Annotated in this window: 13 protein-coding genes; 8 read left to right on the forward strand and 5 right to left on the reverse strand. The window is 67.3% G+C overall.

Annotation, left to right across the window (positions count from 1 at the left end; translation table 11 throughout):
• Positions 1-279 precede the first annotated feature (279 nt).
• Positions 280-1,620 (reverse strand): argininosuccinate synthase, encoded by a 1,341-nt coding sequence (argG, locus tag ACUDP5_RS08620; protein WP_175194718.1) that lies wholly within the window; start codon positions 1,618-1,620, stop codon positions 280-282.
• 186 nt (positions 1,621-1,806) lie between these two features.
• Positions 1,807-2,727, reverse strand: a complete 921-nt coding sequence (locus ACUDP5_RS08625; RefSeq protein WP_445658553.1) for a LysR substrate-binding domain-containing protein — start codon at positions 2,725-2,727, stop codon at positions 1,807-1,809.
• Positions 2,728-2,833: 106 nt separating this feature from the next.
• Here ACUDP5_RS08625 and ACUDP5_RS08630 point away from each other — a divergent pair, with 106 nt between their 5' ends.
• From ACUDP5_RS08630 to ACUDP5_RS08650, 5 genes are read left to right on the forward strand one after another with little or no spacing between them, the layout of a single operon-like run.
• Positions 2,834-3,700 carry an amidohydrolase family protein gene (locus ACUDP5_RS08630; RefSeq protein ID WP_445658554.1) on the forward strand — a complete coding sequence of 289 codons (867 nt, stop codon included), beginning with the start codon at positions 2,834-2,836 and terminating at the stop codon, positions 3,698-3,700.
• 58 nt (positions 3,701-3,758) lie between these two features.
• Positions 3,759-4,712 (forward strand): Bug family tripartite tricarboxylate transporter substrate binding protein, encoded by a 954-nt coding sequence (locus ACUDP5_RS08635; protein ID WP_175219106.1) that lies wholly within the window; start codon positions 3,759-3,761, stop codon positions 4,710-4,712.
• A gap of 3 nt (positions 4,713-4,715) precedes the next feature.
• Positions 4,716-5,246: a carboxymuconolactone decarboxylase family protein gene (locus ACUDP5_RS08640; RefSeq protein ID WP_445658555.1), complete on the forward strand. Its 531-nt coding sequence runs from the start codon at positions 4,716-4,718 to the stop codon at positions 5,244-5,246.
• 12 nt (positions 5,247-5,258) lie between these two features.
• Positions 5,259-5,822, forward strand: coding sequence for a hypothetical protein (locus tag ACUDP5_RS08645; protein WP_445658556.1), 564 nt, complete (start codon positions 5,259-5,261; stop codon positions 5,820-5,822).
• Positions 5,823-5,845: 23 nt separating this feature from the next.
• Positions 5,846-6,727 carry an alpha/beta fold hydrolase gene (locus ACUDP5_RS08650; protein ID WP_445658557.1) on the forward strand — a complete coding sequence of 294 codons (882 nt, stop codon included), beginning with the start codon at positions 5,846-5,848 and terminating at the stop codon, positions 6,725-6,727.
• 84 nt (positions 6,728-6,811) lie between these two features.
• Here ACUDP5_RS08650 and argF read toward each other — a convergent pair whose 3' ends face one another.
• On the reverse strand, positions 6,812-7,753 hold the full coding sequence (gene argF / locus ACUDP5_RS08655; protein WP_445658558.1) for an ornithine carbamoyltransferase: 942 nt from the start codon (positions 7,751-7,753) through the stop codon (positions 6,812-6,814).
• A gap of 56 nt (positions 7,754-7,809) precedes the next feature.
• On the reverse strand, positions 7,810-8,991 hold the full coding sequence (locus tag ACUDP5_RS08660; RefSeq protein ID WP_445658559.1) for an aspartate aminotransferase family protein: 1,182 nt from the start codon (positions 8,989-8,991) through the stop codon (positions 7,810-7,812).
• A 136-nt stretch (positions 8,992-9,127) separates the two neighbouring features.
• Between ACUDP5_RS08660 and ACUDP5_RS08665 the strand changes: the two genes are divergently transcribed.
• Positions 9,128-9,418, forward strand: a complete 291-nt coding sequence (locus tag ACUDP5_RS08665) for a DUF3579 domain-containing protein (protein ID WP_129246681.1) — start codon at positions 9,128-9,130, stop codon at positions 9,416-9,418.
• Between the two features lie 91 nt (positions 9,419-9,509).
• Here ACUDP5_RS08665 and ACUDP5_RS08670 read toward each other — a convergent pair whose 3' ends face one another.
• Positions 9,510-10,229, reverse strand: a complete 720-nt coding sequence (locus ACUDP5_RS08670; protein WP_263914981.1) for a GntR family transcriptional regulator — start codon at positions 10,227-10,229, stop codon at positions 9,510-9,512.
• A 248-nt stretch (positions 10,230-10,477) separates the two neighbouring features.
• On the opposite strand from ACUDP5_RS08670, the gene ACUDP5_RS08675 reads away from it, so the two are divergent.
• Positions 10,478-11,224 carry an aspartate/glutamate racemase family protein gene (locus ACUDP5_RS08675; RefSeq protein WP_445658560.1) on the forward strand — a complete coding sequence of 249 codons (747 nt, stop codon included), beginning with the start codon at positions 10,478-10,480 and terminating at the stop codon, positions 11,222-11,224.
• 73 nt (positions 11,225-11,297) lie between these two features.
• A complete protein-coding gene (locus ACUDP5_RS08680; RefSeq protein WP_445658561.1) occupies positions 11,298-12,875 on the forward strand; it encodes an ABC transporter substrate-binding protein in 1,578 nt (525 codons plus the stop codon).
• Positions 12,876-12,940 lie beyond the last annotated feature (65 nt).

Below are 12,940 nucleotides of genomic sequence, written 5' to 3' on the forward strand. Positions count from 1 at the left end.
TCCGCCTTCGGCTCCCTTCGAATTCCCTCGGGCGCATCTACACGCCCCGCACCCCCGAGCCGCCAACGCGCCGGGCTGCGTTGTGCCTGCTTGACGGTTGGCTTGGGATCCGTGTGCTTGGGGGGCCTAAAGTCTTTGGTGGGGCGGTGGGTCGCCAAAGTCGGCCGCGCGGGCGGCCTTTTTTGGCGTTTGGGCGGTGGGGTGTGTGAGGTTGCTGGATTTGCACGGATAAAAAAAGCCCCTTGAGCGATCAAGGGGCTTTTTGTCGGGCGGGAAGAATTACTTCTTCTTGGCCTCGTCCTTCAGTTGGGGCAGCGAGGTGCCGGAGGAGGAGAGCAGGCCGGTCTTCACGTAGGTGAACAGCTTTTCGCGGGTGTCGACGATGTCGAGGTTGCGCATGGTGAGCTGGCCGATGCGGTCGGCGGGGGTGAAGGGGGCGTTCTCGACCTTTTCCATCGACAGGCGCTCGGGGGCGTACGTCAGGTTGGGCGATTCGGTGTTGAGCAGCGAGTAGTCGTTGCCGCGGCGCAGTTCGATGGTGACTTCGCCGGTGATGGCGCGGGCGACCCAGCGTTGGGCGGTTTCGCGCAGCATGATGGCTTGGGGGTCGAACCAGCGGCCTTGGTACAGCAGGCGGCCGAGCTTGCGGCCGCTTTCGCGGTATTGCTCGATGGTGTCTTCGTTGTGGATGCCGGTGACCAGGCGTTCGTAGGCGATGAACAGCAGGGCCAGGCCGGGGGCTTCGTAGATGCCGCGGCTCTTGGCTTCGATGATGCGGTTTTCGATCTGGTCGCTCATGCCCAGGCCGTGGCGGCCGCCGATGCGGTTGGCTTCGAGCAGCAGTTCGACGGGGTCGCTGTATTCGACGCCGTTCAGGGCGACGGGCTGGCCTTCTTCGAAGCGCACGGTGACTTCTTCGGCCTTGACGACGACGTCGTCGCGCCAGAAGGCGACGCCCATGATGGGCTTGACGATGCGGATGCCGGAGTTCAGGTGCTCGAGGTCTTTGGCTTCGTGGGTGGCGCCCAGCAGGTTCGAGTCGGTGGAGTAGGCCTTTTCAGCCGACATCTTGTAGTCGAAGCCGGCTTGGCGCATGTATTCGGACATTTCCGAACGGCCGCCGAGTTCGTCGATGAAGCGCTGGTCGAGCCAGGGCTTGTAGATCTTGAGGTCGGGGTTGGTGAGCAGGCCGTAGCGGTAGAAACGCTCGATGTCGTTGCCCTTGAAGGTGCTGCCGTCGCCCCAGATGTTGACGTTGTCTTCCTTCATGGCGGCCACGAGCATGGTGCCGGTGACGGCGCGACCGATGGGCGTGGTGTTGAAGTAGGTGATGCCGGCGGTGGAGATGTGGAAGGCGCCGGCCTGCAGGGCGGCGATGCCTTCGGCCACCAGCTGCGCGCGGCAGTCGATCAGGCGGGCGTTTTCGGCGCCGTAGGCCAGGGCCTTGCGGGGGATCTCGTCGTAGTCGGCTTCGTCGGGCTGGCCGAGGTTGGCGGTGTAGGCGTACGGGATGGCGCCGTTGTTGCGCATCCAGAGCAGCGCGGCGCTGGTGTCGAGGCCGCCGGAGAAGGCGATGCCGACCTTCTGGCCGGTGGGAAGGTTCGGGAGGATAGTGGTCATTGTTTGAGGTAAGACGCCAACGGGGCTTTGACAGCAGACTTTGACAGCAACAGGCCGCCAAACAAGAAATCAGAGGGCTATTTTAACTCTTTTGAACCGGGTGGGCGGGGGGCGCCCGGTGGTGAGGGCGGCGGCGATGCGCGGTGGCCAGCGTCCGGGGGGCCGGGTGGCGTTCTGCGTGGGGGCTCAGGATTGAGCGCCCGTCGCAGGGGCAAACAGCGCGGCCAGGTTCAATTGGCGGATCAGCTCGCCGGTGGCCGCCGCCAGCCGGGTGGCGGGGCGATGGCGGGCGCTGGCCAGCACCAGGTTGTTGGTGATGGGTGGCGACTCGATGTCGCTGAGCGACAGCGCGTGTTCGGCCGCCGGCCCGCGCGCCGCCGAGCGCGGCAGGATGGCGTAGGCGTCGCCCTGCGCGGCCAGTTCCACGATCGTCTGCACGGCGTCCACTTCGGCCGCCACTTGCAAGCGCACGCCCTGTGCGCGGCAGACGCTTTCGACCAGGGTGCGGATGGCGTTGGGCAGGCTGGGCAGCACCAGCGGGTACGCACCCAACCCGGCCACCGCGATGCGGTCGGGCAGGGGCGGCTGGTGGTTGGCGGCGGCCACCAGCACCAGGTTTTCGCGAAACAACGATTCATAGGCCAGTTGTGGTGACGGCGCCGGGTCGTACAGCAGCGCCAGGTCGACCCGGCCGGCCAGCAGCCATTCGCGCATCTGCGCGCTCAGGCCTTCGGCCACGGCGATGGAGGCGTCGGGAAAGCGGCGGCGAAACGCCTGCACCAGGGGCGGGGTCAGCACGCGGGCAATACGCGGCGGCAGGCCGACCACCACTTTGCCGGTGGGCGTTTCGCGCAGGGTCTGCAGGTCTTGCTTGGCACGGTCGGCCAGGGCCAGCAGGGCGCGGGCGTGTTCCAGAAAGCGCAGGCCGGCCTCGGTGGGTTCGGCGCCGCGGCCGTTGCGATACAGCAGGTGCTGGCCCAGTTCCAGTTCCAGCAGCCGCACCTGGCGGCTGAGGGTGGGCTGGGCGACATCCAGCATTTCGGCCGCGCGCGAAAAGCTGCGCCGTTCGGCGACGCGCACGAAGTATTCGATCTGCTTGAGGTCCATGGAGTGGGTGATGATATTTATATTTTCTATATCTGAAATTAAAGATATAGCATTGTTAGTCGGCCCGCAATCCGGGAGGATGGCGTTTTTCCCGCAGGAACCCGCCGTGCCCGATTGCCGCCCTCCGCTTGCGTCACCTTCCCGTCCCCGCCATGCGTTGCCGGCCGGCTCCTGCGACACGCACTGCCACGTGTTCGGCCCGGCCGACGTGTTTCCCTATGCCGAGGGGCGCTCGTACACGCCGCCCGATGCGCCCTACGCCAGGATGGCGGCGCTACATGCGCACCTGGGGGTGCAGCGCGCGGTGGTGGTGCAGGCCAACTGCCACGGCAGCGACCATGCCGCCTTGCTGGACGCGCTCGCGCAAAGCCAGGGGCGCTATCGCGGCGTGGCGCTGCTGGGGGCGGATGCCACGGCCGCCAGCGTGCGCCGATTGCACGAGGGCGGGGTGCGCGGGGCGCGTTTCAATTTCGTGCCGCACCTGGGCGGCGCGCCCGATCCGGCCGTGTTCGATCACGTCATCGGCCTGATCGCGCCGCTGGGCTGGCATGTGTGCCTGCATCTGGACGGCGCCATGTTGCCCGAGCTGCTGCCGCGCCTGCGCGCGCTGCCGGTGCCGTTCGTGGTGGATCACATGGGTCGCGTCAAGGCATCCGACGGCGTCGATGCGCCGGCCTTTCGCGCGCTGCTGGAATTGGCCGCGGAACCCAAGGCCTGGGTGAAGGTGTCGGGTATCGACCGCATCGCCTCGGGCCGTCGGCCGTTTGCCGAAGGCGTTCCTTTTGTGCGGGCCCTGGTGGATGCGCTGCCCGAGCGCACGCTGTGGGGCACCGACTGGCCGCATCCGAACGTGGCGGGCGACATGCCCGACGACGGCGAACTGGCCGACGCTTTTTTCCTGGCCTGCCCGGACGCGCCATCGCGCCAGCAGGTCCTGGTGGACAACCCGGCGCGCCTGTACGGATTTCCGTAGCGCGCTCATCGCCTGACCGCAGGCAACAACAAGACACGACAATCCCGAGGAGACAACCATGTTCAAGAAACTCGTATTCGCAGGCCTCATGGGCCTGGCCAGCCTGAGCCCGGCGCACGCCGATGGCCCGGTGCGCCTGATCATCGCCTTCCCGCCCGGCGGTCCGGTGGACCTGGTGGGCCGGGTGCTGGCCGAACAGCTGGGCAAAGAGCTCAAGCAGCAGGTCATCGTGGAAAACAAGGCGGGCGCCAACGGCAATATCGCCGCCGCCTACGTGGCCAAGGCGCCCGGCGATGGCTCGGTACTGTTCCTGACCAGCGTGGGCGCGGTGGCCATCAGCCCGGCGCTGTACAAGGACCTGCCGTATGACCCGGTGCGCGATTTCGCGCCCGTGTCGCGCGTGGTCAACAACGCCACCGTGTTCGTCGTGAATCCGGCCAACCCGGCCACCGACGCCGCCGATTTCGTCAAGCGCTCGCAGGCCGACAAGCAGTCCGTGGCAGTGGGTTCGTCGGGCATCGGCAGCATTCCGCACCTGACGCTGGAAATGTTCGCCGACGCCAGCCACGCCAACGTGCTGCACGTGCCGTACAAGGGCGCGGCGCCGGTCATCAACGACGTCATGGGCAACCAGGTGTCGGGCTTCTTCGGCGACGTGCCGGGCCTGATCGGTCACATCCAGGGCGGCAAGCTCAAGCCGCTGGGCATTGCCGCGCCCACGCGCCACCCGCTCTTGCCCGATGTGAAGACGCTGGCCGAGCAGGGCATCACCGGAGTCGAGTCCAACAACTGGTACGGCATCGTAGCGCCCGCCACCACGCCGGCCGCCACGGTGGACAAGCTGAACCAGGCTTTGCGCGCCACGCTGGACAACGCCGCCGTGCGCGCCAAGCTGGAGAAGTTCGGTGCCCAGGCCGCGCCCAGCACGCCGCAGGAACTGGCCGCGCTGATCGCCGCCGACCGCGAGAAGTGGACCGCGCTGATCCAGCGCAAGAACATTCGCCCGGAGTAAGCCATGGATGCCTGCCGAGTCACACCGGTGGCGCCGGGCACGCGCCCGGCCCTGGCCGACATCGAATCGCGTATCGCGGCCGCGCGCGGCCGCATCTCGCCCCTGTACCAGGTGCTGCTGAACAGCCCCGCCGTGGTGCAGGGCTGGGAAGCGATGCTGACCGCTATCCGCCTGAACACGTCGCTGTCGCCGCGAGTGCGCGAGCTGATCATCCTGCGCGTGGCGACCCTGAACAACGCGCCCTATGAGTTCGATGCCCATGTGCCGCATGCGCTGGCGGCGGGCATGCCGGTTGCTGTGGTGGAACAGTTGCGCACCGGCCCGGCGGCAGCGGCGGTGACGGGGCTGGAAGCGGGCGAAGCCGACGTGCTGGCCCTGACCGACGCGATGACGCGCGACATCGAGGTGCCGGACGCGCTGTTCGCGCCGCTGCGCGCGCGGTACAACGACCAGGAACTGGTCGAACTGACCGCGACGGTCGCGGCCTACAACATGGTGTCGCGCTTCCTGGTGGCGTTGCGCGTCGGACACTGAAAGGAGCAGGGCATGGACAAGACGGTATTGCTGGTGTCGTTGGGCGAGCGTTTCGACGCCGCGCGCGCGGCCGATATGGCCGCGCGGTTGACGGATGGCCTGGCCGGGCTGCGGGTGCGGGCATTCGCGGCGCTCGAAGAAGACGACACCTATGTATACGTGGACGGCGACACGCGCGGCCTGCCGGAAGTGCAGGCGCGCCTGGCCGAGCTGTTTCCGGGCGCCCAGGCGCGGGTGCTGCACCTGACGCTGGATCTGGCCGGCGCGTCGGCGGGGGCGGATGCGCCCTGGCACTACATCGTCGAAACCGACGTGCTGCCCGAGGCGCAAGCCGACCTGAACGCCTGGTACGACCAGGAACACCTGCCGGGCCTGGCGTCGGTGCCGGGCACGGTGCGCGCACAGCGCTACGAATGCCGTGACCAGGGGCCGCGCTATCTCGCCTGCTACGACCTGCAGACCCGCGAAACCTTCGGCAGCCCGCCCTGGCTGGCAGTCCGCGCGACCGACTGGAGCAGCCGGGTGCGGCCATCGTTTCGCAACACGCGCCGCACCATGTTCCAGAAGATTCTCTAAGCAAGAAGAACGGGGAGACAACGATGAAGAAGCAGTGGGCTGGTTGGGTTCTGTGGGGCGCCGCCCTGGGTGCCACGGGCATGTCGGCGCAGGCCGCGCCGGCGGCGGCTGACGCGGCCGCGGACGCCGTGCAGCGTGTCACCGTGCTGCCTGGCAACGGCGCCAGCATCGAAGTGCTGGTGCAAGGCCAGGGGCCGGCGTTGGTATTGCTGCCGTCACGCGGGCGCGGCGCCGAGGACTTCGATGACCTGGCGGCGCGCCTGGCGCGGGCCGGCTACCGCGTGCTGCGACCCGAGCCGCGCGGCATCGGCGCCAGCACCGGACCGATGACCGGCATTACGCTGCATGACCTGGGTAACGACATGGCCGCGGTGATCCGCAACGTGGCCAGGCAGCCTGTCGTGATGGTCGGTCATGCGTTCGGCAACTGGGTCGCGCGCACCACCGGCGTGGACCATCCCGAACTGGTGCGCGGCGTGGTCATCGTGGCGGCGGCGGCCAAGCAGTATCCGGCAGGCCTGAGTGAACACGTGGACCGCAGCGCCGACCTGTCGCTGCCGGATGCCGAGCGCCTGAAATCCATCCAGTACGCCTTTTTCGCGCCAGGCCACGACGCCCGCGTGTGGCTGAACGGCTGGTACCCCCAGGTCAGTGAAAGCCAGCGGCTGGCGGGCAAGGCCACGCGCCAGTCCGACTGGTGGTCGGGCGGCAAGAAGCCGCTGTTGGACCTGCAGGCGGGCGCTGACCTGTTCAAGCCCGCGTCGACCCGCAACGAGATCCGCGACGAGTTCGGCGAACGCGTGTCGGTCGTAGTGATTCCCGGCGCCGGACACGCGCTGGTGCCCGAGGAACCGCAAGCGGTGGCGGATGCGATCGTGCGCTGGGAAAAGGGCCTGACGCCTTGAGGGGTTGACCCCGGCATCGGTCATGGCCTGGCCACGACGAAAAAAAAGCAGCCCTCATGGCTGCTTTTTTTGTCCGCGCATCGCTTACTTGATCTGGCCGAGCAGCAGGAATTCCATCAGCGCCTTCTGCACGTGCAGGCGGTTTTCGGCTTCGTCCCAGACCACGCTTTGCGGGCCGTCGATGACTTCGCCGGTGACTTCCTCGCCGCGGTGGGCGGGCAGGCAGTGCATGAACACGGCTTGGGGGGCGGCGGCGGCCATCATTTCGGCGTCGACGCACCAGTCGGCGAAGGCGGCGCGTCGCTCTTCGTTTTCGGCTTCATAACCCATGCTGGTCCAGACGTCGGTCGTGACCAGGTGTGCGCCCTGGCAGGCCTGCATCGGGTCCTTGAACTGGCGCAGCACCTTGTCGGACGGGTTGCCGATGCGGGCGGCTTCGAGTTCGTAGCCGGCCGGCGTGGACACGTGCAGCGTGAAGCCCAGCATTTCGGCTGCGTGCAGCCAGGTGTAGGCCATGTTGTTGGCATCGCCCACCCAGGCGACCGTCTTGCCAGCGATGGGGCCGCGGTGCTCGATGTAGGTGAAGATGTCGGCCAGGATCTGGCAGGGGTGGAATTCGTTGGTCAGGCCGTTGATGACCGGCACGCGCGAATGCGACGCGAAGCGCTCGATGCGGGTCTGCTCGAACGTGCGGATCATGACGATGTCGACCATGCGCGAAATGACGCGCGCGGTGTCTTCGATGGGCTCGGAGCGGCCCAGTTGGGAATCGTTGGAGGTCAGGTTGATGACCGACCCGCCCATCTGGTACATGCCGGCCTCGAACGACACGCGGGTACGCGTGCTGGCCTTTTCGAACACCATGGCCAGCGTGCGGTCGTGCAGCGGCATGTGGGGTTCGTAGCGTTTGAATTTTTCCTTGATCAGGCGCGCGCGGTCCAGCACGTAGGCGATCTCGGCGGACGAGAAGTCCTTGAACTGCAGAAAGTGCCGCAAGGGGCCGTTTTGAGTCGTGGGAGGAGTCATGATGATGTCGCTAGTCTGGGGGCCCGGTCGGGCTCGTGGCCCGGGCGGGAGGTTGATTATGGATGTTCGGCCAGAAACTGTCGAATCAGGGGGGCCAGGATCTGTACGATCTGGTCGGCTTCCTGGCGGGACAGGATCAGCGGCGGCAACAGGCGCACCACGCGCTCGCGGGTGACATTGATGAGCAGGCCGGCTTCCAGGGCGCGGGCGGCCAGCACGCCGCAGGGGCGGGCCAGCTCGATGCCCAGCATCAGGCCGCGGCCGCGCACCTCGGTCACGCCCGCCGTGCCGGCCAGTTCGGCGGCGAGCCGGTCTTTCAGGTGGCTGCCGACCTGGTGGGCGTTTTCCAGCAGATTGTCGGATGCCAGGGCGTCCAGCACCGCCAGCCCGGCCGCACAGGCCAGCGGGCCGCCGCCGAAGGTGGTGCCGTGGCTGCCGGGCGTGAACACGCCCGCCGCGGGGCCGGCGGCCAGCATCGCGCCGATGGGCACGCCGCCGGCCAGGCCCTTGGCCAGGGTCATGACGTCGGGCACGATGTCCGCCCACTGGTGGGCGAACCACTTGCCGGTGCGGCCGATGCCGGACTGGACTTCGTCGATCATCAGCAGCCAGCCGCGCTCGGTGCACAGCCGCCGCACTTCCTGCAGGAAGGCGATGTCGGACGGGCGGATGCCGCCTTCGCCCTGCAACACCTCGAGCAGCACGGCCGCAACCCGGGGCTCGGCGTCTCCGGCGGCGCGGATGGCGTCGGCGTTGTTGTAGGGCACCTGGATGAAGCCCGAGGGCAGGGGCTCGAAGCCTTTGCGCGCCTTTTCGCTGCCGGTGGCCGCCAGGGTGGCCAGGGTGCGCCCGTGCCAGGACGAATCCATGGTGATGATGTGCGCATGGCGGTTGCCGCGCTGGTAGGCGTAATAGCGCGCCAGCTTGATGGCGGCCTCGTTGGCTTCGGAGCCGCTGTTGTTGAAGGCCACTTCGCGCATGCCGGACAGCGCGGTCAGGCGGGCAGCCAGTTCGGCCTGCTGGGGCACTTCGTAGATATTCGAGGTATGGATGACGCGGGCGGCCTGCTCGCTGATGGCGGCCACCAGGCGGGGATGGGCATGGCCCAGGCAGGAAACGCCGATGCCGGCGAGCGCGTCGAGGTACTTGCGGCCCTGGGCGTCCCAGAGCCAGACGCCCTGGCCGTGGGTGAACGATACGGGCAGCCGGGCGTAGATATTGGCCAGAGGCGAGGTCATCGGGGGTCTCCTCCTGGGCTTTTTCCCTGGGCGAATCGCCCCAAAGGATCAATCATATACAATTCGCGGCGCGGGGCGCATGTTTGATCACGCCGAAGATCCGGCTCAGTGAAGGGCGTCCCGTAGTGAAGAATCCATGGCAACTCGCGTCAGACAATTCGTAATTCATGGCGTTACCGAAAGCGGTAGCCGCTTTCGCCCCAGCGATTGGGCGGAACGGCTCGCCGGCGTAATGGCACAGTTCCGGCCCGCCGGCTGTGCCGGTAACCACCTCACCTACTCGCCCTACGTGCTGCCCGTCGTCATCGACGGCGTGCGCGGCATCGTGGTCGACCAGCGCCTGCGCGACCTCGAGCCGCTGGCGTACAAGTTCGTGGTGGATTTCGCCCGCGACAACAACCTCAAGACGGAAGAGCGCGAAATCTAGCGCCTGAAAACCCAAAAGCGCCCCGACCGGGCGCTTTTCTCATTCAGGCGTGTCCCGTACGCCCCCTGGCAAGCCAGGGGCGGGTGATCGCCTACGTGCCGTATCGGTCCAGGATCTTGCGGATATCGCGCACGCCGGCGCCGTCCGGGCTGAGCAGCGCGCGGGCGGTGACGGATTCCAGGTGGTGTTCCAGCAGATGCAGCACATGCTTTTCGTCGCGGGCCCGCAGGCTGGCGACGATTTCGCGATGCTCGCTGACCGCGCATTCGCTCGAATGCGGCCGGCCGTAAAGCGCCAGGATCAACGAGCAGCGCGACACGATTTCATTGACGTAGCGGGCATAGACCGCGTTTCCCGAGAGCTCGGCCATCAGGATGTGGAATTCGCCGGACAGGCGGATCGATTCGTTGACGCTGTTGCGCGAACGCGCGGCCTCTTCCTGGGCCACGTGCTGTTCCAGGCGCGCCAGCCCGGCATCGGTGACGTGCAGCACCAGCCGGCGGGCGACGTCGCGCTCCAGGCAGCGGCGGGCTTCGAAGATGTCGTGCGCTTCTTCCAGGCTGGGGCGGGCCACCGCCGCGCCGCGATTGGGGCGCAGGTCGACCAGGCCTTCGCTGAACAGGCGGGTCAGGACGCCGCGGACGATGGTGCGGCTGACACCGAAGCGTTCGCCAATGACGTCTTCGGGCAGCTTGTCGCCGGGCAGCAGCGCCTGTTCGATGATCGCCTGCCGCAAGTTTTTGTATACGATTTCCGTGCGGTTCACGTCTTTCCGGGCCGTGTCGGCTGCCGGCGGCAGGGGGGACGTCATCGTGGTGGGTTCTCCGTGGGGTGCGTGTTCCGGAGGATGATAACGGGCGGCAAAGCCGCGCCGGCACGCACTTTCTAAGTGTGAAACAGCATACTACATCGGGCGGTAAGGGTTAGCGATAGCTTGAAGCATCAGACCAATGGCGTACATTGTCGGCATAAATCGTATACAAACATTTATACAAAATCAGCGAATTGTCAGGCTGAACGTATGGAGGTTTGTATACAAAACGACCAGGGGTTTGATTCATGTCCGCAGCACCCGTCGCCGAGCTTTCCGCCCGCATTGCCCCCCCGCCTTGCCGCCTGTTGGTGGTCAATGGCAATACCACTGACGACCTCACGATCCGCCTGGCCGAACAGGCGCGCGCCTTTTTCGGGGACGCGGCGCACATCCACGCCGTGACGGCGCCGTTCGGCCCGGCCTATATCGCCAGCCGCGCCCAGGCCGCCGTGGCCGCGCACGCCGTGCTGGAAACGGTCGAGCGCGAAGCGGCCCTGGCCGAGGCCGCCGGCACGCCCTTCGACGCCTGCCTGCTGGCCTGTTTCGGCGAGCCTGGGATCGGCGCGGTGCGCGAACGCCTGCGCGTGCCCGTGGCCGGCATGGCCGAAGCCGCCATCATGACGGCGATGCAGCGCGGCGACCGCTACGCCATCGTCACCGTGGGCCGCCTGTGGCCCGGCATGCTGCGCGAGCAGATCCGCCAACTGGGCGTGGAATCCCGCTGCGCCGGCGTGCTGGCCTTGCCGGGCAATGCGCTGGATTACGTCACCCGTTCGCCCGACACCATTGCCGCCGTCGGCCAGGCGCTGGACGACGCCGTGGCCCTGGGGGCCGACGTGGTCATCGTGGCCGGCGCCGCGCTGGCCGGCTTTCTGCCCAGCCTGCCGCGCCTGCCTTCCGTTCCCGTCATCGATTCCTACCGCGCCGCCCTGGCGCAGGTGATGGCGCTGGCCACGCTGGACCGCGCCCAGCGCCAGGCCACGGGCGGCTAAGGCCGCCCCTGCCGCAACCCATCCGCAAGTCTAGAAGTCCCCATACCCAAATACGCAAGGGAGAATTTCCGCCATGAAGACGCTGCTGAAGTGGACCGCCGGGGCCGTGATCGCGCTATCGGCCATCACGGGCGCATCCGCCGCCAACACCTTGAAGTGGGGCGCCGCCCGCGACCTGGATTCCCTGGATCCATATTCCTACGGCAGCACGTTCAACCTGGCCTTCCTGAACCACGTCTACGAGGCGCTGATCCGCTACGACGACAAGTTCAACGTCACGCCCGCGCTGGCCGAGTCCTGGGAATCGCCGTCGCCCACCGTGCTGCGCTTTCACCTGCGCCGCGGCGTGACGTTCCATAACGGCGCGCCGTTCTCGGCCGACGACGTCGTGGCCTCGATGACCCGGGTGTCCGACGACGCCTCGCCGCTCAAGGGCAACCTGCCGGCGTTCAAGGCCGTACGCAAGGTCGACGACTACACGGTCGACATCGAAATGACGCATCCTTACCCGCTGATGCTCAATGACCTGACCAATATCTTCATCTTCAACCGCCAATGGCTGGTCGACAACAACAGCCTGAAACCCACCGACGCGGCCAAGAAGATCGAAGGCTACGCGACCCACAACGCCAATGGCACCGGCCCGTTCAAGGTCGAGTCGTACCGGCCCGACACCCGCACCGTGCTGGTGGTGAACCCGGCCTGGTGGGACAAACCGCGCCACAATCTGGACCGCATCGAGTTCACGCCGATCGCCTCGGCGCCCACCCGGGTCGCGGCGTTGCTGTCGGGCGACATCAACTTCACTGAAAACGCCCCGCTGCAGGACCTGGACCGCCTGCGCGCCGCGCCCAACGTCAAGGTGCTGGCCGCGACCGAGCTGCGCACCCTCTATTTCGGCTTGAACCTGGGCGACAAGCTGGTGGGGTCCAACATTACCGACAAGAACCCGCTGAAAGACCTGCGGGTGCGCCAGGCGCTGTACATGGCGCTGTCGCCCGACCTGCTGCAAAAGCGGGTGATGCGCGGCCTGTCGCGCACCACCGGCGCGCTGGTGGCGCCGTCGATCCCGGGTTACGAGGCCAAACAGGAAGCGCGCCTGCCGTTCGATGCCGTCCGCGCCAAGCAGCTGTTGGCCGAGGCCGGCTACCCCGACGGTTTCTCGCTGTCGCTGCTGTGCTCGAACGATATGTTCGTCAACGAAGAAGAGCTGTGCCAGGCCGCCGCCTCGATGTGGGCGCGGATCGGCGTGAAGGCCTCGCTGGCCAGCGGGCCGCGGTCGCTGCAGAACCCCAAGCGCTCGCGCGGCGAGTTCGACATCACCATCCACGGCTGGGCCAACGAACCGCAGATCGACGCGCTGTCGATCCTGTTGCAGGTGATGCACAGCCGCAGCGGCCCGGCCGGTGTCTTCAACTGGGGGCAGTGGGGCGACGCGGCGCTGGATGCGCGCATTGACGCCGCGGCCGCCGAAATGGACCGGCCCAAGCGCGTGCAGATGATGGCCGACATTCTGCAGACCCTGCACGACGACGTGCGCTTCCTGCCGCTGCACCAGCAGCCCATGGCCTGGGCCGTGGGCGCCAATGTGGGCGACGTGCTGCAGATGCCCGACAACAAGGCGCGCCTGTGGACGGTGCACATGAAGTGATGGCGGGCTGGCCGCTCTGGCGGCCAGCCTTGCGAGAGCGGATCAGGGGGCGTCGATGCCGGCGT

The organism is Achromobacter sp. NCFB-sbj8-Ac1-l, assembly GCF_052695805.1.

What these genes read in the sequence shown, in the direction of transcription:
- argG (WP_175194718.1), bottom strand. Translation starts at nt 1,620, where the DNA reads ATGACCACTATCCTCCCGAACCTTCCCACCGGCCAGAAGGTCGGCATC.
- ACUDP5_RS08625 (WP_445658553.1), bottom strand. Translation starts at nt 2,727, where the DNA reads ATGGACCTCAAGCAGATCGAATACTTCGTGCGCGTCGCCGAACGGCGC.
- ACUDP5_RS08635 (WP_175219106.1), top strand. Translation starts at nt 3,759, where the DNA reads ATGTTCAAGAAACTCGTATTCGCAGGCCTCATGGGCCTGGCCAGCCTG.
- ACUDP5_RS08640 (WP_445658555.1), top strand. Translation starts at nt 4,716, where the DNA reads ATGGATGCCTGCCGAGTCACACCGGTGGCGCCGGGCACGCGCCCGGCC.
- ACUDP5_RS08645 (WP_445658556.1), top strand. Translation starts at nt 5,259, where the DNA reads ATGGACAAGACGGTATTGCTGGTGTCGTTGGGCGAGCGTTTCGACGCC.
- ACUDP5_RS08650 (WP_445658557.1), top strand. Translation starts at nt 5,846, where the DNA reads ATGAAGAAGCAGTGGGCTGGTTGGGTTCTGTGGGGCGCCGCCCTGGGT.
- argF (WP_445658558.1), bottom strand. Translation starts at nt 7,753, where the DNA reads ATGACTCCTCCCACGACTCAAAACGGCCCCTTGCGGCACTTTCTGCAG.
- ACUDP5_RS08660 (WP_445658559.1), bottom strand. Translation starts at nt 8,991, where the DNA reads ATGACCTCGCCTCTGGCCAATATCTACGCCCGGCTGCCCGTATCGTTC.
- ACUDP5_RS08665 (WP_129246681.1), top strand. Translation starts at nt 9,128, where the DNA reads ATGGCAACTCGCGTCAGACAATTCGTAATTCATGGCGTTACCGAAAGC.
- ACUDP5_RS08670 (WP_263914981.1), bottom strand. Translation starts at nt 10,229, where the DNA reads ATGACGTCCCCCCTGCCGCCGGCAGCCGACACGGCCCGGAAAGACGTG.
- ACUDP5_RS08675 (WP_445658560.1), top strand. Translation starts at nt 10,478, where the DNA reads ATGTCCGCAGCACCCGTCGCCGAGCTTTCCGCCCGCATTGCCCCCCCG.
- ACUDP5_RS08680 (WP_445658561.1), top strand. Translation starts at nt 11,298, where the DNA reads ATGAAGACGCTGCTGAAGTGGACCGCCGGGGCCGTGATCGCGCTATCG.